Consider the following 21,879-nt stretch of genomic DNA (forward strand, 5'->3'; position numbering starts at 1 on the left):
ATCAGCACCTAAGCCCCTGCCCGCCCCTTTTCAACCGCTTTTCAAGCCGCAGCCAATCGGGTAATCCGTTGCAAAGACAATTTGAATGGGCGGGGACAAATGCATAAACCACTGGCTCTAACATTGGCCTGCGCGCTGGTGCTTTCAGCGTGCGGCTGGCGGGATTCACGGCTGAACCCGACCAACTGGTTTGGCAGCTCGGAACCGGCAGAGGTCGAGGTGGCGGAGAACGTCAACCCGCTGCTGCCGCAGGAGAGCAATGCCCGCGGCATCTTTGCCAAGAAGCCGCCCAAAGACAAAAGTGTTCTGATCAGCCAGATCGCCGGACTGCAAATTGAACGGACGGCCTCCGGTGCGATCATCCACGCAACCGGCATTGCCGAGCGTCAGGGCGCCTTCAAGGTTGAGCTGCGCCCAGTGGAGGACGCTGAGGATGGCGTGCTGACGTACGACTTCCGCGTGGTCTACCCAGAAGGGCCTACCCTGACCGGCAGCGAGTTCAGCCGCACACTGCATGCTGCCCGCACCCTGTCGAACCAGGATTTGGAGGAGATCCGCATCGTCAGGGTAAACGGCGAGACGAACGCACGGGAAAGCCGGCGCCGCTGAATCTCCTGGCCATCAAAAGAGAAAACGCCCGCATCAGCGGGCGTTTTCTCTTTTGATACTGAGACCTAGCTGGGAACTTAGAGCTCAACCACCTTCACGTCCTGCCCCTTGGCAGCCAGTCCGATCTTGCCTTCGCACAGCCGCAGCGCGTCAGCCCCGAAAACTTCACGCCGCCAGCCGCTAAGGGCCGGAACATCGCGCAGGCCTGCTGCAATTGCATCCAGATCGGCACTGGGCGCGATCAGCTTGGCGGCCACGCCCTCGGCCTCGGTCTTGGCCTTCAGCAGCACCCGCAGCAGATCCGCCAAAGCCGGGTTCACCTGCAGCTTCTCCTTGCTGCGGTCCATCTTCGGATGCTTCTCCGCCGGGCAGGCAACACCCTTGGCCACGGCCTCCAGAATACCCTCAGCAATCGCGCCCTTGCGCGCCTCGCGCAGCAGCAGGCGGGAGCCGCCCAGATCCCCCGGGTTGCGCGGCTTGGTCGAGGCAAGCTCCACCAGCGCATCATCCTTGAACACCCGATTGCGCGGCACGTTGTTGCTCTGCGCATAAGTTTCCCGGAAGGCGGCCAGTTCGCGCACAACCGCCAGGAATTTACCGGAATTGGTGCGTGTCTTCACCCGTTTCCAGGCATCCTGAGGCTGGATGTCATACGTCGCGGGATCTGTCAGAACCTGCAATTCCTCTGTCACCCAATGGGCGCGGCCGCTTTTGTCCAGTTCCGCAGCAAGGAACTCGTAAATCTTGCGCAGATGGGTCACATCCGCCAGCGCATAGGTTTTCTGCGCTTCGCTCAGCGGTCGACGCGACCAGTCGGTAAAGCGCGAGGTCTTGTCCAGCCCCTGCTTGACGATCTTGCGCACCAGCGTTTCATAGCCCGCCTGCTCGCCAAAGCCGCAGACCATCGCCGCAACCTGGGTGTCAAACAGCGGCTTCGGAAACACCTGCGCGTCGACCCAGAAGATCTCCAGATCCTGCCGCGCGGCATGGAACACTTTGACCACAGCCTCGTTGCGGAACAGCTCATAGAGCGGCTCTAGCGAGATGCCATCGGCCAACGGATCGACCAGAACCGCGTCGTTCTCCCCGTCCCCGGCAAAGGCCAGCTGGATCAGGCACAGCTTGGAATAATACGTCCGCTCCCGCAGAAACTCGGTATCCACCGTGACATAGGCATGCTGCGCTGCAGCTTCGCAGAAGGCCTGCAGTTCTTCGGTAGAGGTCAGAGTTTTCATCAATTACGGCTTTTTGTTTATCGGTAGGACCGGGCCGTGATACGCGCTTGTCCCGGCCAATGCAAACAGGTGCCGGACCGGGCAAAGAATTCTGCCGTCACCGCTGTGGCCGTCGGCACACGGGCGCCAATTGGGTTCACGAAATGTGATGCACGGCCTCGCAAACATTCATTTTCATAATGAATTCTGCACTCCTAGATTGGTGTCACACCCGTCACAGGAGGACACACAATGACCGTACTTGATCTTTCTCCCGCCAAAACCAGTGGCTTCACTCTGTCCCGCGGATTGATTCCGCTTTTGGCGGCTGCAGTGCTGCTGGTGCTGATCGGCCTGCCCGCACTGATGGCGCCGGAAGAGCAGGCTGAGGCGCAGGACTGGCACGGCAACAGCGCCACCGTGCAGCAAACGCGTTAGGGCAGTTGTACCGGTGCCTTGTCGCCCGCGGCAAAGCGGCGCAGCACGGCCGGGTACAGCGCATGCTCCTGCACCAGCACCCGCGCAGCCAGAGTGTCCGGCGTGTCATCTGCCAGCACCGGCACCCGCGCCTGGCCCAGAATAGGGCCGTCATCCAGCAGCGGTGTCACCTCGTGCACGGTGCAGCCATGCTCTGCGTCGCCCGCTTCCAGCGCGCGGGCGTGGGTGTGCAGCCCCTTGTATTTCGGCAGCAGCGAGGGGTGGATGTTCAGCATCCGCCCCTCAAACTGCGAGACAAACCCTGCGGTCAGCACCCGCATGAAACCGGCAAGGCAGACGATGTCCGCACCGGCCTCAAAGATCGGCTTTACCAGCTCTGCTTCAAAAGCCTCCCGGTCGCCCTTGAACGGGCGGTGATCCACAACGGCGGTTGCCACGCCTGCCGCCGAAGCCTTGGCCAGACCGCCGGCATCGGCGTTGTTGGAGAGCACCAGACAGGGCCGCGCCGGGTGATCGCCGGTCATGCTTTCCAGCAGCGACACCATATTGGAGCCGCCGCCGGATATCAGGATCGCGACCTTTTTGTGGCTCACAGCAGCTTGCCCGAGTAGCGCATGCCGGCGCCTGCGGTGACGGTGCCCAGACGGGCCACGGTCTCGCCTTCACCCTCCAGCACCTTGACCAGCTCATCTGCACGGTCCGCGGAAACCGACAGGATCATGCCGATGCCGCAGTTAAAGGTTTTGAGCATCTCTGCTTCGGCAATGCCGCCAGTCTCTGCCATCCATTTGAACACGGGCGGCAGGTCCCAGGCATTCAGGTCGATGTCGGCACCCAGGTCCTCAGGAAGCACCCGCGGCAGGTTCTCGGTCAAACCGCCGCCGGTGATATGAGCCAGCGCATGCACGCCCCCTGCCCGCACCGCGGCGAGACACTGCTTGACGTAAAGGCGGGTCGGTGTCAGCAGCGCCGCACCCAGGGAGCCATCGCCAAACGGGCAATCCGCATCCCAGTTGAGGCCGGAGACTTCGACCAGCTTGCGCACCAGCGAATAGCCGTTTGAGTGCACGCCGTCCGAGGCCAGGCCCAAAAGCACATCGCCCTCAGCCACGCCCTCGGGCAGTGCGGTGCCGCGTTCCATCGCGCCCACGGCAAAGCCTGCGAGGTCAAAGTCGCCTTCCGGGTACATACCCGGCATTTCCGCAGTCTCACCGCCGATCAGTGCACAGCCGGAACGAACGCAGCCCTCGGCGATGCCTTCGATGATGCGGGCCGCGACGTCGGTCTCCAGCTTGCCGGTGGCGAAATAGTCGAGGAAGAACAGCGGCTCAGCCCCCTGGCAGACCAGGTCGTTCACACACATTGCCACCAAGTCGATGCCAACGCCGTCCACCACGCCGGTGTCGATGGCAATCCGCAGTTTGGTGCCGACACCGTCGGTGGCACCCACCAGGATCGGGTCATTGTAGCCCGCTGCCTTCAGATCGAACAGCGCGCCGAAGCCGCCCAGCCCGCTGGCTACGCCAGGGCGGTTGGTGCGCTTGGCGGCCGGCTTGATCCGGTCAACCAGGGCGTTGCCCGCATCAATGTCCACACCTGCATCTGCATAGGTCAGGCCGTTCTTGCCGCTGGTCATCACTTGGCTCCTTCAAATCGGTTGCGCAGCCTTTAGCGCAAGGCGCATCAGAAGGGAACTAGGGAATCCGCTGCGCCGTCCCTGACGGTGCAGCGGGGTGTTTTTCAGGCCGGCATTGCCGGTCTCAGATACCAAACTGCCAAGGCGCCGCCTGATAGGCAAAGGCATCGCCCTGCCGCAGCACCCGGCCCAGCGCCGGGAAGTCGAGATGGGCGCCGGTGACCAGCAGATTGTCTGCCGCCGCCCGGTCCATCATCTTGCGCCGGGTCTGTGCGGTCAGGCCAGGATCGGTGTCAAAGGCGATGGTCCAGTCCGGCAGCGCAAACTGGAGCGCGGCGCTGTGGATCAGGTCGCCCCAGAACAACAGCCCTTCGCCGCCCGTGTCCAGCATGAACCCGGTGTGGCCCGGCGTATGGCCCGGCAGCTCCAGCGCGGTGAAACCGGGCGCGGCCTCACCCTCCCCCTGCAGGAGGTGCAGGCGGTCGGCATATGGCGCAACCGAGCGGCGGGCCATGTCGAAGAAACCACGGTTGCTTTCCGGCACACCTGCCATGATGGCATCGTCATGCCAGAAGTCCCACTCACGCTGCGCAACCACCAGCTCCGCATTGGCAAAGGCCGCGGCACCGTCCGGCGAGATCAGCCCGCCGGAATGATCCGGGTGGATATGGGTCAACAAAATCGTATCAATACTCTCCGGCGCAACGCCCGCTGCTGCCAGCCCGGCGCCCAGCGCCCCCAGGCCCGGCCCCATTAACTCTGCGGTACCGGTGTCAATCAGCAGCCTCTTCCCCCCGCGCTCAACCAGGTAGCCGTTGACCGGGATCTGCAGCGCATCGCCCTGCAGCCGGTGCAGACCTTGCGCCAGAACAGTGTTCGCCTTGGCAGCATCGTAGTCATTGATCAACTGGGTCCCCAGCGGCAGGTGGCCATCCAGCAGCACGGTGATCCTGGCATCCCCAAGCGTGAAGGTGTGAATGACCGGCGAAGCCGGCGCTGCCCCCTCCGCCGCCCTAGCCCAATTACTGCCAGCAAATCCGGTTGCCAGTACCACCGCCGGCGCCGCCGCCAGCCCGCTCAGAAGCGCCCTGCGATTGATTGTCATAAGAAACTCCAATATCTGTTTCAGGAAATATTCCCGTGCACCGGACTTAATCGCGCATTTCCGCAGCTTGCAGCCCGGCGGCACCGATAACGGTTATTAGCAATTCTTATAGGCGCCCCATGGACAAGCTGACCTTGCTGGAGACATTCACCATCGCCCTGGACGAAGGCAGCCTGAACCGTGCCGCCCAGCGCCGCGGCATCACCCAATCGGCGGTCAGCCAGCAGATCAAGCAACTGGAGGCGCAGATCGGCCAGCAATTGCTGCATCGCACCGCCAAGGGCATCCACGCAACCCGTGCAGGCGATCTGGTCTACAGCCACGCGCAGTCGCTGCTAAGCGGCTACAACCGAATGACCGCGGAGGTGGACGCGCTGGAGGGCAGCGTCTCCGGCACTTTCCGCATCAGCGTGAATTCTTTTCTGGGTCGCAGCGTGATCGGACCGATGTTGCTGGACCTGAACCGGGAACACCCGGACCTGAACGTCGTGATGCGGCTGGAGGACCGGCTGGTCGACGTAGTACGCGAGGGCTATGATCTGGCGATCCGCACAGGACAGTTGGGTGATACCGATGGGTTCGGACGCAAGATCTCCACCTTGGAAACCGTATTGTTTGCCACCCCCGACTATCTCGACCGCGAAACCCGCCCTCAAACGCCGGAGGAACTGAAACGGCTCAAGTTCATCCAGCACCACGAGGACCAGACCCGCGGCTTCTTCCCGCTGAGGCGCGGCGGGCAGGAATACCCAGCACCGGTGCAGGTCGGTTTCACCGCTGATGACCCGGACCTGATCATGCGCGCCGTCAGCAGCGGCTCCGGCTATACCCGCGCACCCCGCTTCATGGTCGAGGAGCAGCTGGCCAGCGGCGAATACGAACAGGTGCTCCCTGGTTATGAGGCCCCCTTAAAGGACGTCTTTGCGGTCTACCCCTCCCGCCGCACCCCGGACCGGCGCAGGGACTTGACGATAGAGCACACGATGGCCCGGCTGGAAGCTCTGCACAGGCCTCCACCGGCGGAAACGCAAGCTGCCACTGCAATCACCGCTTGACCTTACCTGCCTCTTTTCCTAACCACAAATCCATGGCGGGCCTGTAGCTCAACGGTTAGAGCAGAGCGCTCATAACGCTTTGGTTGCAGGTTCGAATCCTGCCGGGCCTACCAAAATCACCGCCAATTTATTGATTTAAAAATATGGACGCCCCATGGGGCAACAAATCCGGAACCAAACAAATCAATAGGTTAGAAACTCGATTACGGTCACCCGCCGCCTTGGCTGGTGGCTCCTGCGGCCCGGTGACGTGGAGAATGCCTGCGTGAAGTGCATGGGCCTCAATCCAAGGGAGAAGGTGCAGCGCATCTGCCAGATCCGCATCACCAGCACCAGCCGCGAACCCCTCAACGCCATCACAGCCGAGGACTGCGCCCGCGAAGGCTTCCCCGAATATGCGCCGGCCGATTTTGTCAACATGCTCGCCGCCCACCGCGGCTGCCCACCGGACGAACCCGTGAACCGCATCGAATTCGAATTCCTGGACTGATTATGAGGCAAATATGTAAGCAACGACCTTCACAGAAGCTCAAGCGCGCCGGGCCTTCAAAGGCGCGCAGGCCGCTGGCCTGCCTATCGGAGCGGTTAAAATTTCCAAAGGAGACATTTGCTCAACTCCGTAACTTGAGATGGCGGCAAGGCAAGGTTAGCAGGGAGCAGATCGCCACAGGCGAAGCCCTGCTTTACTCGCACCAGCCGGTTCCAAGACGTCGGCTCAGCCTTGCTGCCTCTCTGGCAATGCTTCTTACAGGCCACCCTTGCACAGCTGCGCCGCAAGATACTGCTGAAAATACCAGACTGTGCGTTCCTTCGGCGACAGCCGCCCCGGCGCCGCCGCTAGCGCTTTGGCGTTCTGCGCAATGCCGCCGATGATCGGCTTGTCCTCCTCGTTGATGCGGTCGAACCCAGCCTTCAGCTCGGCGGCATAGGCGGCGCGTTCCTCCGGGTCGTCCGGCACCGCTCCAGGGTAGTAATCGGCGCCCCAGAACACCTTGACCTTATCGGTGCCATAGGGCTGCAGCGACAGCCAGAAGGTGCGCTCTGCCACCACCGACATCACATGGCAGGGAAAAATCGCGGACAGCACTGCCTTCTCACGCTCCTCATCGCTCAGCAGCGGGTTGTCCACCTGCATGTCGGACTTGCGCTCATAGGATTTCCCTGGAAGGCGGCCCTGTTCATAGAGGCTGTAGGCTGCGCCGCCGTGCATCGCATTGGCCAGCCGGGTCGGCATCGCCGGTTCGATGGTCTGGGCGTGGGCCACAAACAGGTGGTAACCCTCAGTGAAATTCTGCACCAGGATCTTCCAGTTGGTGTCCCAGATCTCTTCAGCCCGGAACAGGGTGCGGTACTTCGGCAGCTGATAATTCTCCAGCCGCTTGGACAGGCCAGCCAGCCGCGGTCCCAGAGGCGCGGCATCGGGATCAAGCGAGACATAGACCCAGCCCTGCCAGACTTCGACCTGAAACTGCGGCAGGCAGACCTCTTTCTTGTTGAAATTGTCACGCATATGGGCCGCGCCGATCAACTGGCCGTCCAGGTTGTAAGTCCAGGCATGATAGGGGCAGCTGATCCGGCCGCGGATATTGCCGGAGCCTTCCAGCAGCGTTGCCATCCGGTGGCGGCAGACATTGGACATCGCCCGCAGCACCCCGTCCCGGTCGCGCAGCACCACCACCGGATCGCGCCCGATGGTGGTCGCGCGGTAGTCGCCGGGATTTTCGTACTCATCTTCCCGGCCGACACAGAACCATTCGTGATTGAAGATCTCGTCCAGCTCCAGTTCCAGGAACTCCGGCGACGTATAAACCTGCGGCGGCGTCGCCTCGGCCAGCTCATCCGGCAGCGCGGCATTGCGCGCCACCGCATCCAGCAGCTCATCAACTGACATACGGGGGGTCATTCCAACTCTCCTGTTGCAAGGGAAAACGCGGTTTCGCGTGTTTTCAGTCCGTATTGCAGGGCGCTGCCCTCCAGCAGCTCCCGCAGCGAGGCAGCAAAGCTGCGCGGCAGTGCCAGCATGAAGCCCGCATTTGTGCGCCACAGGGTGACGCCCACGTGGTGAAAGGCAGTGGAGGCGGCATGGCCCGCCGGGAAGGATGCCTGCCGCAGGTCCAGCGGCAGGAAATGGTTCAAGAGCGTGGCCCCCTGCGGTCCCGAGACCTGCACCAGGGTCCGGGCGCTGGATAGATCCAGAATTGCAACGGCACTGCCGCTCTGCAGCGGCACAGATGTTTGGCCAGCGCGCTGCAGCAGCCACCATTTCAGCGGCTCAACCCGCAGCAGCGTGCCGTCCTTGCCCTGCGCCGCCCGTCCCGGCCCGGGCGCAGCACCGCAGCCCGCGGCGGCAGCGGCCAGCGCACCGGCTTCCGCCAGCGTCTCCGGCCAGGCGGCGATCTGGGTGAGGCGGAAGCCGGTTAGCTGGCTTAGGGTGACACCCGCAGGCCCGGGCTTACCGCCACGCACAGGCACCAGCTGCTTTTGAAGTGCATTCATCTGGTCATCCATGCATCCGCCCTCCTTCCGGATCGAACATGTGAGGGGAAACGACCTCGACTTCGACGGGAGCGCCGCGCACCGGATCGCTGGCCATCAGCGTCCGCCCGGCCCAGGCCTCGTGGCCGCCCGCGACATAGCCCAACCCGATCCAGTGGCCGAGCGCAGGCGAATGCGTTACCGCGGTGACCCAGCCTTCGCCGAACCCCTCGCCCTCTTCCGGCTGGCAAAGCAGCGCACCGCCATTGAAGGTCTTGCTGCGATCTTTGGGGAAAATCCCGGCCAGCTGCGGGCGGTCTTTTCGCAACAGCTCCGGGCGGTCCTGCAAGGCCTTGCCGATATAGGGTTTCTTTGCGGACGCCATCTTGCCCAGCCCGGCATCGCGGATTGTGACCCGCCCGTCCAGTTCAGCGCCGGTGACATGGCCCTTCTCGATCCGCAGTGTGCCCAGCGCCTCCAGCCCGTAAAGGCATCCGCCCAGGTGTTTGGTTTCCGCCCACAGGAGATCCATCATCGCCTCGCCATCATCGGCGGGTACATAAAGCTCATAGGCCAGCTCACCTGAGAAACTGATCCGCGCAGCCAGCCCCTGGATGCCATTCTTCAGCTTGACCCGGACCACTCCCATGAACGGCAACGCCTCATGCGAGACCGCATCTGGGTCCGCGAGGCAGGCCGACAGCGCCTCACGCGATTTGGGACCGGCAACGGAAACTCCCGCCCATTGATCCGAAACCGAGGTGAGATGCACCCGCAGCTGAGGCCAGCGGGTCTGCAGCAGCTCCTCCAGCCAGACCATGACCTTACCAGCCCCGGTGGTGGTGGTGGTCATCAGGAAGTCATCCTCTGCCAGCCGCCAGGTGGTGCCGTCGTCCATCACCATGCCGTCGTCGCGCAGCATGATACCGTAACGCGCCTTGCCCACCGCCAGCTTGGCAAAACCGTTGGTATAGACCCGGTTCAGAAACTCCGCCGCATCCGGCCCCTGCACCGCGATTTTGCCCAGAGAACTGACGTCGCAGACGCCAAGCGTTTCGCGCACCGTGGCGGCCTCGCGCACATAGGCCTCAGCAATGGTTTCGCCGTTTTCGGCGAAGTACCAGGGCCGGTGCCACAGGCCCGCGTCGGTCATGGTGGCACCATGGCGCAGGTTCCAGTCATGCAGCGGCGTACGGCGCAGGGCTTTGAAATGGCCATGCACGTTGCGCCCCGCCAGCGCGCCGATGGCAACCGGGGTGTAGGGCGGGCGGAAGCGGGTGGTGCCCACTGCCGGGATCTCCTTGCCCAGGGCCTCGGCCATCAGTGCCAGGCCGACGATATTGCCCATTTTCCCCTGATCGGTAGCCATGCCCAGTGTGGTGTAGCGTTTCAGATGCTCGACCGAGACAAAGCCCTCCTGATGGGCCAGCCGCACATCATCGCCGGTCACGTCATGCTGCGGATCGACAAAGCCCTTTGCCTTGCTGCCCGGCAGCCGCACTTCGTAACGCGGCTCAATCGGGCTGGTCCAGCCGCCTGGTGCAGGCTGCATGGCCTCAAATCCCATGGCGCGTTTTGCTGCGGCCTCGCCTGAAGCTTCGCAGGCGGCGGCGTCCCAGACGCCGGCCGCGGCCCCCGCCGTATAGACCGGCTCTGCGCATTCGCCTGCCAGAAAACAGGCCAGCTCTGCATTCCATTCGGGTTTGACCCCACGGTGCGAGGCCAGATTCACCACCGGCGACCAGCCACCCGAAACCAGCAGAAGATCGCAGTCCTCGCGGCCCGCCGCCTGCCAGCCGGAACCGGTGTTCCGAGCAAACTGCACGGATTTAATGCCGGATCGGCCTTTCGCCTCCAACGGCGCCAAGCCGTTTTGCAGTCTGCCCCCTGAGGCGACGTCATTGCCGGAACGCTCGCGGGCGTCCGCCAGCACCACCTCTGCCCCGGCAGCCGCCATTTCGCCAGCGGTCTGGTAGGCGCTGTCATTGGTGGTGGCGATTACTATTCGCTGCCCCGGCAGAACGCCAAAGCGGTTGAGGTAAGCCCGCCCCGCCGCTGCTGTCATCACCCCCGGACGGTCATTGCCTGCAAAGGCTACAGAGCGTTCCAGCGCGCCGGTAGCCAGCACAGTGGCGTCCGCCCGTACGGTCCAGAACCGCTGCCGCGGCATGAATGGCCCGGGCTCCGGCAGATGGTCCGTCACACGCTCGACCAAGCCGGCCGTGCCATTGTCATAGAGCCCAAAGACTGTGGTCCGCGGCATCACCCGCACACCCGCTTCCTCAACCGCCTTGATCAAGGCCAAGCGTTTTGGCTCTGCAAAGGGATCATTCAGCAGATCCCCGCCCAGTTCAAAATCCTGTTCCGCCAGGATCACGTCGCGGCCTGCCTCCGCTGCCGTCAGCGCGGCGCGCAGACCCGCAGGCCCCGCCCCCACTACCAGCACGTCGCAATAGGCATGGGCATGGTCATAGCAATCCGGGTCAGCCTCGCGCGAAGCCGCGCCCATGCCGGCCGCCTTGCGGATCAGCGCCTCGTATTTCATCCAGAGCCCGGTACCGCGGCCCCACTCAAACGGCGGCAGCCCCATGAAGGTCTTGTAATAGAACCCTGCCGAAAAGAAGCGCCCGAACAGCCCGCTCACCGCGCCCGCATCAAAACGCACATTGGGCCAGGCATTCTGGCCGCTCGCCTCCAGCCCCTGAAACAGCTCCTGCATGGTGGCCTTGACGTTTGGTTCCGCCCGCGCGCTGCTGCCAACCGTCACGATGGCGCCCGACTCCTCCACCCCTGCCGACATGATCCCGCGCGGGCGGTGGTACTTGAAGGACCGGCCCAGCACCCGCTGGCCATTGGCCATCAGCGCCGAGGCCAGCGTGTCGCCTGCATATCCCTGAAGCGCCTTGCCGTCCCAGCGGAACGTCAGCGGTTTGGAGCGGTCAATCCGCCCGCCCTTGTCCAGACGCCGCGCGCTCATGCCTGGCTCTCCAAAACCGATGCCAGTCCGGGGTGGGCGGGTGTCACACTGCGGATTTCTTGGGTCATCGTGTCCCGCTCCACCTTCAGCCACATGCGGCAGCCATGCACATGCTGCCAGGTCTCCAACTGCAGGCCGCAGATGTTTTCGCGCAGGAAAACCGCGTCGTGCCAGTCCTGCACCGGCGCATCAAGCGCCGGGTATTCGATAGAGCCGTCACCGCCATAGCTGAATTCGGCATGGTCGCGAGGACCGCAAAAGGGACAGGATATCCGGATCATGGCTTAACTCCTTATCCGTGCAGCTTGGGATCGGGGCCGGCGCCGCGCTCGTCGATCTGCAGCCCGCGCTCAAAGCGTTTCAGGTCGAAATCGGCGATCATCGGCGCGGGGCGTTCGTTGGCGATCAGATCGGCAAACCACCAGCCCGCGGCAGGTGTCGCCTTGAAGCCGCCGTAGTTCCAGCCGGTGTTGAGATAGAGATTGTCCAAGGGCGTCGGGCAGATGAAATGGCTGCCGTCCATCGACATATCGACCACCCCGGCCCAATGGCGCAGCAGCTTGACCCGGCCCAGGCAGGGCATCACCGACATCGCCGCCTCTGCCACGTCCTGCACAATCGGCAGGTTGCCGCGCTGCGCATAGGATTTGTACCAGTCCAGATCACCGCCAAAGACCATGCCGCCCTTGTCCGACTGCGAGATATAGAAATGCGCGCCGCCCATACCGAAGACCACAACTTGATCCAGCAGGGGCTTCAGCGGCTCCGAGACGAAGGCCTGCAGCTTGTGGGATTCAATCGGCAGGCGGCCAAGCCCGGCCATGTTCCACAGCCGCGAGGTATTGCCTGCAACCGCAAAGCCGACCTTGCCGGCGGTGATCCGGCCCCGCGTGGTTTCCAGCGCAGTAATCCGGCCGCCGTCGCGCTCCACCCCCGTCACCGCGCAGTTCTGCAGGATGTCCACGCCCAGCTGGTCCGCGGCGCGGGCATACCCCCAGACCACCGCATCATGGCGGGCGGTGCCCGCGCGTTTCTGCACTGCCGCCCCCATCACTGGAAACCGCGCGCCCTCGGCGTAGTTCAGGTGCGGCACTGCCTGCTTCAACTGCTCCAGGCCCCAGATCTCTGCATCAGGGGTGCCGGTGCGGCGCAGGGTGTTGTAATTGCGCGCCGCCGCATCGATAGCGCTCGGAGAGTGCAGCAGCGCGATATGCGAGCGCTGGCTGAACATCACGTTGTAGTTCAGTACGTGGCTCAGCTCTTCCCACAATTTCAGCGAATGCGCATAGAACTGCCGGTTGCCCGGACGCGCATAGTTGGAGCGCACAATGGTGGTATTGCGCCCGGCGTTGCCGCCGCCGATCCAGCCCTTCTCCAGCACCGCGACATTGCGCAGCCCGTGGTTCTTGGCCAGGTAATAGGCGGTCGCCAGCCCATGCAGGCCGCCGCCGACGATGATTACGCCGTAATGGCTCTTGGGTTCGGGGTCCCGCCACTGACGAGTCCACCCCTTCTGGCCGGTGATACCCTGCCAGAGCACATTCCATGCGGAAAAACGGGTCATTTATCAGGTCTTTCAGGGGCCTCAGGCGGTGGGTTTCAGCACCCGCCCCGGGTGTTTGAAGATCTGGCCGAAACCCTCCAGCTCATCCATGATCCCGGCGCGGCGCAGGCAGGACCAGAATTGCGCCTGGTTCGACGTGATGACCGGCTTGCCGGTGATCTGCTCGATTTCCTCGACCGCAGGAAGCGAGCGCACGCCGCCGCAGCTGAGGAAAATCGCATCGGCCTCCGGCTGGTCGATCTCCAGCGCGAATTTCTTCCAGTAGTCCGGCGTCACCAGCCCCATGTCCCAGCCGCTGGCGATATTGAGCCCCTGAATGTCGAGAACGTCAAAGCCGCGCTCGACCAGAAACTCTGCCTCGGCGGTGTTGATGTCATCCAGATAGGGCGTGCCGACCACCAGCTTCTTGGCGCCCAGCTCGTTCAGCGCGTCCAAAACACCCTGCACAAGGCACATCGGCTGCGCCCAGGGCGCGCCTTTCCTGATCTCCGCCATCACCCGCTGCTCGCCGATCACGATGGATCCGGAGGTGCAGCTGTAGCTGACCACATCGGGCCTCGCCTCCGGCTGGATGCGCGCCGCCGCGTCGGCCATGTGCTCGATGTGCCTGGCCAGAGTTTCGGTTGTGGTGTGGTCGTCGGTTTTCAGGCGCGTGACGTAGACGGCAACGCCTTCCGGCGCCATGTCCCAAAAATCCCCTTCGGCGGAGGGGTCGGTGGACATCAGGATAAAGCCCAGCTTGGCACGGTGGAACCGCCCGGCATCCATTTCGGGTGTGCGGGGCTTGGACTGGATGGTTTGGCCTGGCTGGAACATCACAGGATGACCTCCTCAACGGACTTCGGATGCTGGGTCAGCTGCTCCCAGCCATCCTCGGTGATGATGAAACTGTCACCGACCTGGGCGCGGAAGGTTTCAACTGACACCGACCCGTCCACCGCCAGCACCATGCCCGGCTGGATGATCGTGGTGTCGCCGGTGACCAGCTGCGGCGCCTCAAGGAAGCTGAAACCGGTGGCCCGGCCGCAACGGAAGGGGTATTCGTACCCCGCCCCCTGGATCACCTCGGCATAGGCGGCATGCACACTTTCCGCCGTCACGCCGGGCCGCAGAGCCTCCAGCGCCGCCTTCTGGCTGGCCACGGCTACCTCATAGACCTTCGCCTGCTCGGGATCCGGCTCACCGATCCAGAAGGTGCGGTCAAAACCCAGTTTGAAGCGGTGGAAATTAGTCATGCCGCAGAAGCACAGGAACACCGGCTCGCCGCGCCGCATGATCCGGGTCGAGGCCCGGTGGTGGGTTTTGATGATATCCTTCCCCGAGGCCATGATCTGCAGGAAATGGGTATTGGGCGACATATCGCCATCGTCGTAATGCGCTGCCAGCAGTTCCGCCGCCTTGCGGGTGCCCGCCTGGCTGGTGGCAATTGCCACCTCGAACTCTGCCACGCCGTCGCCGATTGCGGCCCGGCCTGCATTCATCATCGCGGTTGCGACCTCACCGGCATGGCGCGCCAGCTGCAGCTCCTGCGGCGATTTGATCATCCGCATCTGGTTCAGGATCGGCGTCACGCTGGTGATGTTTTCCGCGGCGACCAGATCTTTCACATAGGCGCGCACGGGCGGCGGCATATGGCCCGGTTCAATCGCCACCGACGCCGCATTCCGGACTGCACCTGGCAGTTCCTCGCGCCACTCGTTGCCCATTCCGTCATTCCAGGCGGCAATCCGGCCCACCCGCGCCGCTGCTTCCGCACTGTTAAGGTCGATGGTTGGGGTGATCAGCAGCGTCTCGCCGTCCTTGGGCACCACCAGAATGGTCGGGCGGCCGAACTCCATGTGCAGGTAATCGTAATAACCCGTCAGGTAATAGACATTGTCGTCATCAGTGATCAGCGCCACATCAATCCCGGCCTCAGCCAGCTTTGCCTGAAAACGCGACATTCGCTCTGTGAACATTTTACATCCCCGTCTGTTATGGAGAGCCGCGCGGCAAAGCCCTGCCGCATTCCGGGCCTGATCCGAATGCTACGCTCGAAATCACGCTTTCCAAAGTGACATTCGGTCCGGGAATGTGATAACCAATGGTTATGAAAAACTACCGCCGCGCCCTGCCGCCCCTCGACTACCTCCTGTTCTTCGAAGCTGTTGCCAGGCACGGCAACTTTACCCGTGCCGCGGAGGAACTGAATGTCAGCCAAGCCGCTGTAAGCAAGAGAATCAAAGTGCTTGAGGACTGGCTGGGAATGACCCTGGTGAACCGCCGCGGCCGCAACCTGTCCATGACCCGCAACGGCAAGATCCTGGCTGCCAATTCGGGCGAGGCGCTGGATTACCTGCACTCATGCTTGCAGCAGATGCGCCGCGCCAGCGCCGGCACACGGCTGTCGCTGGCGGCCAATGTCGCCGTGTCGCAATACTGGCTGACGCCTAGAATCAATGAATACCTTCTCAGCAGTGATGCCGCGCCTGTTACCCTGACAGCCTCGGACAAGGACACTGACCTGTTCGCGCTGGAGACGGATGCGATGATCTACTACGGCCAGGACATCCCGGCCGGCTGGGACGGCGCACTTCTGTTCGAGGAACGCTGGATGCCGGTCACGTCTCCAGCCAAGGCGCAGCGCGAAGGCGGTCTGGCGGCGGCGACCTTGCTTGATTTTGACAAGCTGACTCCGAAATGGGTGAACTGGGGCGATTTTGCCGAACTGACCGGCAATCCCGAAATCGCCCAGGCTGCCAAGGTCAACCTGGGCTCATACGGCAACACTCTGGATACCGCGATCCGCGGCCGCGGGGTGGCGCTTGGCTGCCCCGATGTGCTGCGGTTCGAAATCGACGCCGGGCGGCTGGTGCCGTTGGATGCGTACCAGCTGGCGACCGGACGCAGCTATTTCGTGATCTGGCGCACAGGTCTGCTCACCGAGCAGACCCGAAGCCTTTTGAGGGATGTGGGCATCCCGCTCTGAAACTTACACCGCCTCTCTGACGGCGCTCAGGAACTGTTGCGTCCGTTCCCGCTGCGGGTTGCCGAACAGCTCTGCCGGCGGGCCCTGCTCCTCGATTCTGCCGCCATAGAAGAAACACACCCGGTCCGAGATATCGCGGGCAAAGCCCATCTGGTGGGTGACCATCAGCATGGTCAGGTTATGCTCGGAGACCAGCTGGCGGATCACATTGGTCACCTCGCCGATCACCTCCGGGTCCAGGGCGGAGGTCACCTCATCAAACAGCATCACCTTGGGCCGCATCGCCAATGCGCGGGCAATCGCCACCCGTTGCTGCTGGCCGCCGGACAGGCGCGAGGGGTGCTGGTCTTTCTTGGAGATCATGCCGACCATTTCCAAGAGCTCCTCCGACCGGTCGCGCGCCTCCGCCTTGGAGAGCCCCAGCACCTGCACCGGCCCCTCCATGCAGTTCTCCAACGCCGTCAAATGCGGAAAGAGGTTGAAGTGCTGGAAACACATGCCGATATCGGCACGGCGGCTGCGCAGGTGCCGTTGGTTGGCGGGCACAAGCTGGCCGCCTTTAGGCATATGGGTCAGCGGCTTGCCGTCCACATAGATCACCCCGCCATTGATCCGCTCCAGCGTCATCAGCATCCGCAGCACGGTGGTTTTGCCCGAGCCTGAAGGGCCAATGATCGACACCATCTCACCTGCGCTAATATCCAGGTCCAGATCATCCAGAACGGTCAGCGCTCCATAAGATTTGCGCACCTTGCGAAAGCTCACCATCGGCGTGTCTTCGCCGGTCATCTCAAGCGGAAAGCCAGTCTTGTCCAGCATCGTTACAGTCCCAGTTTGCGGCGCACATACCCTTCGAACAGCCGGATCAAGCCGGCCGCCGGCAGGGAGATTGCCAGAAAGATAATGCCAACCATCGTGTAGGGTTCCAGGAACCGGTAGTTCTCGGACCCGATGGCATTGGCGGTATGAATAAGTTCGGCAACCCCGATCACCGACAGCATCGGCGTGTCCTTAAAGATGCCGACCAGATAGTTGCCCATGCCGGCCAGCGCCGGCGGGATCGCCTGCGGGATGATCACCCGTCGGTATTTCTGCGCCGTGGTCATGTTGAGCGCGATAGCGGCCTCCCACTGGCCTTTCGGCACGCTCTCAATGCCGCCGCGGTAGACCTCTGACAGGTAGCAGGCGTAGTGCAGACCGATCGCAATCATCCCGGACATCCAGGGGCTGAGCCGGACGCCGAACTGTGGCCCCACATAGAAGACAAAGAAGATCTGCAGGATCAGCGGGGTGGAGCGGATGAACTCCACGAATTCGCGCACGGTGAAGGTCAGGCCCCTTGACGGCGTACGCTGCGCCAGCGCCAGCATCAGCCCCAATACCACAGCTATGACGTACCCTGCGCCGGCTGCAATCAGTGTGTTGCCAGTGGCGTAGACCAGCCGCGGCAGGATTTCCCAGGTAAAGTCCCATTTCCAGTCGAACATGGCTCAGGTCCTCCCCAGCTTGCGCGCCATATGGCGTTCCAGCCAGCGCATGAACGGCGTCACTAAGAAGCGGGCCAGCACATAGTAGATCAATAGTGCCGCGCCAAAGACCTGCGCCGACAGGAAGGTGGAGGAGTTGATCTGCCGCGCCTCGAACATCAGGTCGGCAACCGAGATAAGCGACACCAGCGCGGTGCCTTTCAGCAGTTCGATCATCAGGTTGCCCCAGGGCGGCAGCATGTTGACCAGCGCCTGCGGCAGGATGATCCGCCGCATCCGCTGCGCCGGGCTCATGTTGATCGCCAGCGCCGCTTCCCATTGCCCCTTGGGCACCGACAGGATGCCGCCGCGCACCAGCTCCGCCCCGTAGGCGCCGATATTCATGCCAACCGCCAGATAGCCGGCGGTGAATTTCTCGATCGTCAGCCCGAACAGCGGCAGCACAAAGAAGATCCAGTAGAGCTGCACCACCAGCGAGGTGCCGCGGAAAATCTCAATATAGGTTACGGCAGCGCCACGCAGCAGCGCGTTCTGCGACAGCTTCATCAGCCCCATGCAGAGGGAAATGGCGACACCCAAAGCGGCGGCGAGCAGGAATTGTGCAACAGTTATCCCGGCGCCGGTCAACAGCCGCGGCCAGTACTGTGCCAGAAAGTCGTAGAGCCCCATCCGTCATTCGTCTTTCAAACAGAATTACATGCGGCGGAGCGCAGGGCTCCGCCGCACTGTCAGATCAGCGGTTGGCGCAGACCCACTCCGCGGTCTTGTCGCCAGGCAGGTTGCTTGCGGTGTACCCGTAGGCTTCAACGGACTGCATCATCGCGTCGGTGCCGACATAGCCAGAAAGCGCTGCGTTGAACTTGGCCATAAAGTCACTGTCCGCTTCGCGGAAGCCGACACCCACCCAGTTCTGCGTCCAATCCGGCAACGCAGCAGGATCGGTTACATCGACGGCATCGTCGTTTTCAGCCAGATGCGCGGCCTCAAAATAGGTCATTCCACCAGCGTCCGCTCGGCCCGCCTTGACCGCCGCAAGCATCTCGGTCGGTCCCGGAACCTGCATGATCATTGGATCGGTCAAGCCTTCTTTCTTGGCCGCTTCCACGGTGTTGTAGCCTGCGCCAGTGACCAGCATCGCCTCCGCCGCCAGAATGTCCTGATAGTTCTGGATGCCCTTGGGATTGCCCGCCGGCACGATGAAGGCATCGCCGGCCTGGGCAATCGGCTCGGAGAAGGCAATGTTCTGGCAGCGGCTGTTCAGAATATAAAGTCCGCCTGTGATCAGGTCATAGCGGTTGGCCTGCAGGCCGGGGATCAGCCCGCCCCAGTCGGTCACGGTCGTTTCCACGTTGTCGTGGCCCATTTCCTTCAGGATGCCGAGCGCGATTTCGTTCACAAAGCCCTTGGCGTCACCGTTTTCATCCGGGAAGCCCCAGATCGGGATGTTGGAGAAGCCGATGCGGATCGGCTCGCCCGCGGCGATCCGGTCCTCGATCGGGCCGGCCAGAGCTGCAACGCTGCTGACCACAACCGCAAGGGCTGCCGCGCCAATGGTTTTCAATGTTTTGTTAGTCATGATTTCCTCCCAGTTCATTCATGGATCAGTTGCTGTTTTGGTCCCGCCGCCTCTTTTGGGTCTTCCGGCAGGTTATGTTTCCGGCGCTGGCTGCCTATCAGAATCCGCGGCTTTTGCGGCTGCGCCTCCCCGCCCACGGCCCGCCCGAAGATCTGCGTTCCCCTTGTAAATATGGCGGCCCTGCCCAGGATCAGCTTAGCGTAAGGTCGCAAACACACATTTCAAAATGACCTTTCCTGCCGCCTTGTGATAACCAAGGGTTATGATTGTCCGCCGCTCCCCTCTTCTTCCGGCCGCAGGCCCTTATGCCCGCGCCAGCATCCTCTTGCTTTGCGGGTCGTAGAACGGCCTCAGGCTAACATCGGCTTCGATGCTTTTGCCCTCGACCAGAACCGTGAAGTTGCCGTCCGCCGCCGCAGCCTTGCCCGTTTGGCCCTCCGGCAGGGTCAGGAAACACAGGCCAACCGCGGCCCCAACCTTCTGCCCCCAGGCGCCGGCGGTCACGAAACCCGCAACCTTACCGTCCCGCAGCACCGGTTCATTGTGATGCAGCAGCAGCCCGGGATCGCGCAGCTTGATGGAACACAGGAACGGCCCCTTGTTCTCTGCCTTGCGCGCCAGATAGGCCTCTAAGCCGGTAAAGGGGACGGGTTTCTCTGTCTTGCAGACAAACTCCAGCCCGATCTGATGCGGTGCCTCGGTATAGGCCATGTCATGGCCCCAGTGCAGGAACCCCTTTTCCAGCCGCAGCGCGTTCAATGCCTCGCCGCCGATCAGCCGGATGCCGAACTCTTCGCCTGCCTGCATCAGCACCTCGAACACGTGCTCGGCAAAATCCGGGGTGACGAAAATCTCCCAGCCCAATTCGCCCGAATAGGACAGCCGCTGCGCAAAAACCGGGGCGTGGCCGATATGGAAATGGCGCAGGCTGTTGAACGGGAACGCCGCATTGGAAAGATCCGCATCGCTGACGGCTTGCAGCAGCGCCCGGCTCTGCGGCCCCATGACCCCCAGCACCCCAAAGGCCGCCGTCACATCCCGCAGCCGCACGTCCTCATCCTCGCGGATCAGGTCGCGCAGATGCAGATAGTCGCGCCGCGTGTGCGAGATTGAGCTCATCACCATGAAGCTCTCGTCCCCATGGCGCGCCACCGTGACGTCGCTCTCGATACCGCCGCGTTCGTTCAGCATCAGCGTATAGGCAACCCGGCCATTGGCCATCGCCATGTTGTTGGTGCAGGCCCGCTGCAAGAAGCTCTCGGCGTCCCTACCCTCAACCATCAGCTTGCCCAGCATCGAGTAGTCGATCATTGCAACCGCTTCGCGGGCGGCCTTCTGCTCCTCCTGCACATACGGGAACCAGTTCTGGCGGCCAAAGCTGTATTGGTACTTCGGCTCCACCCCTTCCGGTGCAAACCAGCCGGGCCGCTCCCAGCCCTGAACTTCGGTGAAACAGGCGCCGCGGGCCTTCATCGGATGATAGAACGGGGTGCGGCGCAGGTTCCGGACGGTCTCGCGCTGGCGGTTCGGCCAATGCATTGCATAGGTCAGCACAAGGGTTTCCGGGCAGCGCGCCTGCAGATAGGGGTCGCGCGCCTGAAACTCTTCGCAGCGCATTGGATCCATCTCGCTCAGGTCGATCGGCGGATGGCCGTCGATGATCCACTGCGCCAGCGCCCGGCCCGCGCCCGACCCGGATTGGATTCCGGTGGAGTTCACCCCGCCCAGAACAAAGTAATTCGCAATATCCGGCGCCTGTCCCAGGATGAACCGCCCGTCATAGGAATAGCTTTCCGGCCCGTTAAAAAAGGTGCGGATACCGGTTTTCTGCAGCAGCGGCACCCGGTTCATTGCCAGTTCCAGCACCTCCATCACGTCGTCTTCGACAAACGGCAGGCTGTCGAATTCAAAATCCTCGGATATCCCCCTCATGCCCCAGGGTTTGGCCTGGAAATGGGCAAAGCCGAACAGCAGCTTGCCGGCGTCCTCCTTCCAGTAGGTGCCGTCGCAATAGGACCGCAGCACCGGCAGATCGCTGGGTAGGTCCTCGATAGCCTCGGTCACCAGGTAATAATGCTCGCAGGCGTGCAGCGGCACGCCGACGCCGTTCTGCCGGCCCAATTCCCGCGCCCACATACCGCCGCAGTTCACGACATAATCGGCGCTGATCGTGCCTTCAGCGGTGCGCACGCCAACCGCCTTGCCGCGCTCGGTCAGCACTTCCTCGACCTTGATGTTCTCCAGAATTTTCGCACCGCGCATCCGCGCACCCTTGGCCAGCGCCGTGGTCAGATCCACCGGGTTGGCAGATCCGTCGCTGGGCATATAAATGCCGCCCAGAACGCCCTCTGGATTCATCAGCGGCCAGCGCTCCTGAATGGCCGCCGCTTCCATATAAAGTGCCTCAATGCCGAACAGCGCCGCGAAATCCGCCTTTCGCTTCAACTCCGCCATTCGCTCATCGTTAACGGCAATGGAGATCGACCCCGACCGGCGGTAACCCGGGTTCTGGCCGGTTTCCGCCTCAATCTCCTGCAGCAGCTCGATGCCGTATTTCGCAAACGCGGTTGTGGCATGGCTGCCCTGCAGCTGCCCGACCAGCCCGGCCGCGTGCCAGGTAGTGCCGCTGGTAAGCTGCTTGCGCTCCAGCAGCACCACATCGGTCAGCCCCTGTTTGGCCAAATGATAGGCTACAGAGCAGCCGTGAATGCCGCCGCCGATAATGACGACCTGAGCATGGGACGGGAGCTGTTTGGTCATGTGGTCGGATCCCAT

21 protein-coding genes and 1 tRNA gene are annotated in these 21,879 nt (G+C 62.8%); 6 read left to right on the forward strand and 16 right to left on the reverse strand.

The genetic code is table 11. From position 1 onward, the window contains the following. Positions 1-99: 99 nt before the first annotated feature. The gene (locus tag RA26_RS00555) at positions 100-609 is read left to right on the forward strand and encodes a hypothetical protein (RefSeq protein WP_039178422.1); all 510 of its coding nucleotides are present in this window, start codon (positions 100-102) and stop codon (positions 607-609) included. 77 nt (positions 610-686) lie between these two features. On the opposite strand, the gene rnd is transcribed toward RA26_RS00555, so the two are convergent. Beyond that, complete coding sequence (gene rnd, locus RA26_RS00560) at positions 687-1,844, reverse strand: ribonuclease D (protein WP_039178425.1); 1,158 nt, start codon at positions 1,842-1,844, stop codon at positions 687-689. A 231-nt stretch (positions 1,845-2,075) separates the two neighbouring features. Between rnd and RA26_RS00565 the strand changes: the two genes are divergently transcribed. Next, positions 2,076-2,261: a hypothetical protein gene (locus tag RA26_RS00565; protein WP_039178427.1), complete on the forward strand. Its 186-nt coding sequence runs from the start codon at positions 2,076-2,078 to the stop codon at positions 2,259-2,261. On the opposite strand, the gene purN is transcribed toward RA26_RS00565, so the two are convergent. The 3 genes from purN to RA26_RS00580 all read right to left on the reverse strand — a co-directional run bounded on the left by purN (position 2,258) and on the right by RA26_RS00580 (position 5,002). Continuing rightward, positions 2,258-2,854 (reverse strand): phosphoribosylglycinamide formyltransferase, encoded by a 597-nt coding sequence (gene purN, locus RA26_RS00570; protein ID WP_039178430.1) that lies wholly within the window; start codon positions 2,852-2,854, stop codon positions 2,258-2,260. The genes RA26_RS00565 and purN overlap by 4 nt on opposite strands. Then, positions 2,851-3,897 carry a phosphoribosylformylglycinamidine cyclo-ligase gene (gene purM, locus RA26_RS00575; RefSeq protein ID WP_039178432.1) on the reverse strand — a complete coding sequence of 349 codons (1,047 nt, stop codon included), beginning with the start codon at positions 3,895-3,897 and terminating at the stop codon, positions 2,851-2,853. Before purM ends, purN begins: the two co-directional genes overlap by 4 nt. Positions 3,898-4,021: 124 nt before the next feature. Beyond that, complete coding sequence (locus tag RA26_RS00580) at positions 4,022-5,002, reverse strand: MBL fold metallo-hydrolase (RefSeq protein WP_039178435.1); 981 nt, start codon at positions 5,000-5,002, stop codon at positions 4,022-4,024. A gap of 119 nt (positions 5,003-5,121) precedes the next feature. Between RA26_RS00580 and RA26_RS00585 the strand changes: the two genes are divergently transcribed. From RA26_RS00585 to RA26_RS00595, 3 genes are all read left to right on the forward strand, one after another. After that, the gene (locus RA26_RS00585; protein ID WP_039178438.1) at positions 5,122-6,057 is read left to right on the forward strand and encodes a LysR family transcriptional regulator; all 936 of its coding nucleotides are present in this window, start codon (positions 5,122-5,124) and stop codon (positions 6,055-6,057) included. Between the two features lie 37 nt (positions 6,058-6,094). Further along, positions 6,095-6,170 (forward strand) — tRNA-Ile (locus RA26_RS00590). Positions 6,171-6,322: 152 nt separating this feature from the next. Next, positions 6,323-6,547 (forward strand): hypothetical protein, encoded by a 225-nt coding sequence (locus RA26_RS00595; protein WP_241482562.1) that lies wholly within the window; start codon positions 6,323-6,325, stop codon positions 6,545-6,547. Positions 6,548-6,802: 255 nt separating this feature from the next. On the opposite strand, the gene RA26_RS00600 is transcribed toward RA26_RS00595, so the two are convergent. From RA26_RS00600 to RA26_RS00630, 7 genes are read right to left on the reverse strand one after another with little or no spacing between them, the layout of a single operon-like run. Continuing rightward, complete coding sequence (locus RA26_RS00600) at positions 6,803-7,960, reverse strand: aromatic ring-hydroxylating oxygenase subunit alpha (protein ID WP_039178444.1); 1,158 nt, start codon at positions 7,958-7,960, stop codon at positions 6,803-6,805. Then, entirely contained in the window at positions 7,957-8,565 is a 609-nt protein-coding gene (locus RA26_RS00605) for a sarcosine oxidase subunit gamma (protein ID WP_052272262.1), read from the reverse strand. The genes RA26_RS00600 and RA26_RS00605 overlap by 4 nt, the downstream gene beginning before the upstream one ends. After that, a complete protein-coding gene (locus RA26_RS00610; protein WP_039178447.1) occupies positions 8,558-11,509 on the reverse strand; it encodes a sarcosine oxidase subunit alpha family protein in 2,952 nt (983 codons plus the stop codon). The genes RA26_RS00605 and RA26_RS00610 overlap by 8 nt, the downstream gene beginning before the upstream one ends. Beyond that, entirely contained in the window at positions 11,506-11,790 is a 285-nt protein-coding gene (locus RA26_RS00615; protein WP_039178450.1) for a sarcosine oxidase subunit delta, read from the reverse strand. The genes RA26_RS00610 and RA26_RS00615 overlap by 4 nt, the downstream gene beginning before the upstream one ends. An 11-nt stretch (positions 11,791-11,801) precedes the next feature. Beyond that, positions 11,802-13,073 carry a sarcosine oxidase subunit beta family protein gene (locus tag RA26_RS00620; RefSeq protein WP_039178454.1) on the reverse strand — a complete coding sequence of 424 codons (1,272 nt, stop codon included), beginning with the start codon at positions 13,071-13,073 and terminating at the stop codon, positions 11,802-11,804. A gap of 21 nt (positions 13,074-13,094) precedes the next feature. Next, the gene (locus RA26_RS00625; protein WP_039178456.1) at positions 13,095-13,889 is read right to left on the reverse strand and encodes a maleate cis-trans isomerase family protein; all 795 of its coding nucleotides are present in this window, start codon (positions 13,887-13,889) and stop codon (positions 13,095-13,097) included. Then, positions 13,889-15,031, reverse strand: coding sequence for a M24 family metallopeptidase (locus RA26_RS00630; protein WP_039178458.1), 1,143 nt, complete (start codon positions 15,029-15,031; stop codon positions 13,889-13,891). Before RA26_RS00630 ends, RA26_RS00625 begins: the two co-directional genes overlap by 1 nt. A 125-nt stretch (positions 15,032-15,156) precedes the next feature. On the opposite strand from RA26_RS00630, the gene RA26_RS00635 reads away from it, so the two are divergent. Further along, positions 15,157-16,041, forward strand: coding sequence for a LysR family transcriptional regulator (locus RA26_RS00635; RefSeq protein WP_039178460.1), 885 nt, complete (start codon positions 15,157-15,159; stop codon positions 16,039-16,041). A 3-nt stretch (positions 16,042-16,044) separates the two neighbouring features. Here RA26_RS00635 and ehuA read toward each other — a convergent pair whose 3' ends face one another. The 5 genes from ehuA to RA26_RS00665 all read right to left on the reverse strand — a co-directional run bounded on the left by ehuA (position 16,045) and on the right by RA26_RS00665 (position 21,864). Next, positions 16,045-16,860: an ectoine/hydroxyectoine ABC transporter ATP-binding protein EhuA gene (gene ehuA, locus RA26_RS00640; RefSeq protein WP_039178463.1), complete on the reverse strand. Its 816-nt coding sequence runs from the start codon at positions 16,858-16,860 to the stop codon at positions 16,045-16,047. A gap of 2 nt (positions 16,861-16,862) precedes the next feature. Continuing rightward, positions 16,863-17,528, reverse strand: a complete 666-nt coding sequence (ehuD, locus tag RA26_RS00645) for an ectoine/hydroxyectoine ABC transporter permease subunit EhuD (protein WP_039178464.1) — start codon at positions 17,526-17,528, stop codon at positions 16,863-16,865. Between the two features lie 3 nt (positions 17,529-17,531). Beyond that, positions 17,532-18,197 carry an ectoine/hydroxyectoine ABC transporter permease subunit EhuC gene (ehuC, locus tag RA26_RS00650; RefSeq protein ID WP_039178467.1) on the reverse strand — a complete coding sequence of 222 codons (666 nt, stop codon included), beginning with the start codon at positions 18,195-18,197 and terminating at the stop codon, positions 17,532-17,534. A 64-nt stretch (positions 18,198-18,261) separates the two neighbouring features. Then, on the reverse strand, positions 18,262-19,104 hold the full coding sequence (locus RA26_RS00655) for a transporter substrate-binding domain-containing protein (protein WP_039179833.1): 843 nt from the start codon (positions 19,102-19,104) through the stop codon (positions 18,262-18,264). A gap of 303 nt (positions 19,105-19,407) precedes the next feature. Beyond that, complete coding sequence (locus RA26_RS00665; protein ID WP_039179836.1) at positions 19,408-21,864, reverse strand: GcvT family protein; 2,457 nt, start codon at positions 21,862-21,864, stop codon at positions 19,408-19,410. Positions 21,865-21,879 lie beyond the last annotated feature (15 nt).

The sequence above is a fragment of the Leisingera sp. ANG-M7 genome (assembly GCF_000813965.1).
GTDB lineage: Bacteria > Pseudomonadota > Alphaproteobacteria > Rhodobacterales > Rhodobacteraceae > Leisingera.

What these genes read in the sequence shown, in the direction of transcription:
- RA26_RS00555 (WP_039178422.1), top strand. Translation starts at nt 100, where the DNA reads ATGCATAAACCACTGGCTCTAACATTGGCCTGCGCGCTGGTGCTTTCA.
- rnd (WP_039178425.1), bottom strand. Translation starts at nt 1,844, where the DNA reads ATGAAAACTCTGACCTCTACCGAAGAACTGCAGGCCTTCTGCGAAGCT.
- RA26_RS00565 (WP_039178427.1), top strand. Translation starts at nt 2,076, where the DNA reads ATGACCGTACTTGATCTTTCTCCCGCCAAAACCAGTGGCTTCACTCTG.
- purM (WP_039178432.1), bottom strand. Translation starts at nt 3,897, where the DNA reads ATGACCAGCGGCAAGAACGGCCTGACCTATGCAGATGCAGGTGTGGAC.
- RA26_RS00580 (WP_039178435.1), bottom strand. Translation starts at nt 5,002, where the DNA reads ATGACAATCAATCGCAGGGCGCTTCTGAGCGGGCTGGCGGCGGCGCCG.
- RA26_RS00585 (WP_039178438.1), top strand. Translation starts at nt 5,122, where the DNA reads ATGGACAAGCTGACCTTGCTGGAGACATTCACCATCGCCCTGGACGAA.
- RA26_RS00600 (WP_039178444.1), bottom strand. Translation starts at nt 7,960, where the DNA reads ATGACCCCCCGTATGTCAGTTGATGAGCTGCTGGATGCGGTGGCGCGC.
- RA26_RS00605 (WP_052272262.1), bottom strand. Translation starts at nt 8,565, where the DNA reads ATGGATGACCAGATGAATGCACTTCAAAAGCAGCTGGTGCCTGTGCGT.
- RA26_RS00610 (WP_039178447.1), bottom strand. Translation starts at nt 11,509, where the DNA reads ATGAGCGCGCGGCGTCTGGACAAGGGCGGGCGGATTGACCGCTCCAAA.
- RA26_RS00615 (WP_039178450.1), bottom strand. Translation starts at nt 11,790, where the DNA reads ATGATCCGGATATCCTGTCCCTTTTGCGGTCCTCGCGACCATGCCGAA.
- RA26_RS00620 (WP_039178454.1), bottom strand. Translation starts at nt 13,073, where the DNA reads ATGACCCGTTTTTCCGCATGGAATGTGCTCTGGCAGGGTATCACCGGC.
- RA26_RS00625 (WP_039178456.1), bottom strand. Translation starts at nt 13,889, where the DNA reads ATGTTCCAGCCAGGCCAAACCATCCAGTCCAAGCCCCGCACACCCGAA.
- RA26_RS00630 (WP_039178458.1), bottom strand. Translation starts at nt 15,031, where the DNA reads ATGTTCACAGAGCGAATGTCGCGTTTTCAGGCAAAGCTGGCTGAGGCC.
- RA26_RS00635 (WP_039178460.1), top strand. Translation starts at nt 15,157, where the DNA reads ATGGTTATGAAAAACTACCGCCGCGCCCTGCCGCCCCTCGACTACCTC.
- ehuA (WP_039178463.1), bottom strand. Translation starts at nt 16,860, where the DNA reads ATGCTGGACAAGACTGGCTTTCCGCTTGAGATGACCGGCGAAGACACG.
- ehuD (WP_039178464.1), bottom strand. Translation starts at nt 17,528, where the DNA reads ATGTTCGACTGGAAATGGGACTTTACCTGGGAAATCCTGCCGCGGCTG.
- ehuC (WP_039178467.1), bottom strand. Translation starts at nt 18,197, where the DNA reads ATGGGGCTCTACGACTTTCTGGCACAGTACTGGCCGCGGCTGTTGACC.
- RA26_RS00655 (WP_039179833.1), bottom strand. Translation starts at nt 19,104, where the DNA reads ATGACTAACAAAACATTGAAAACCATTGGCGCGGCAGCCCTTGCGGTT.
- RA26_RS00665 (WP_039179836.1), bottom strand. Translation starts at nt 21,864, where the DNA reads ATGACCAAACAGCTCCCGTCCCATGCTCAGGTCGTCATTATCGGCGGC.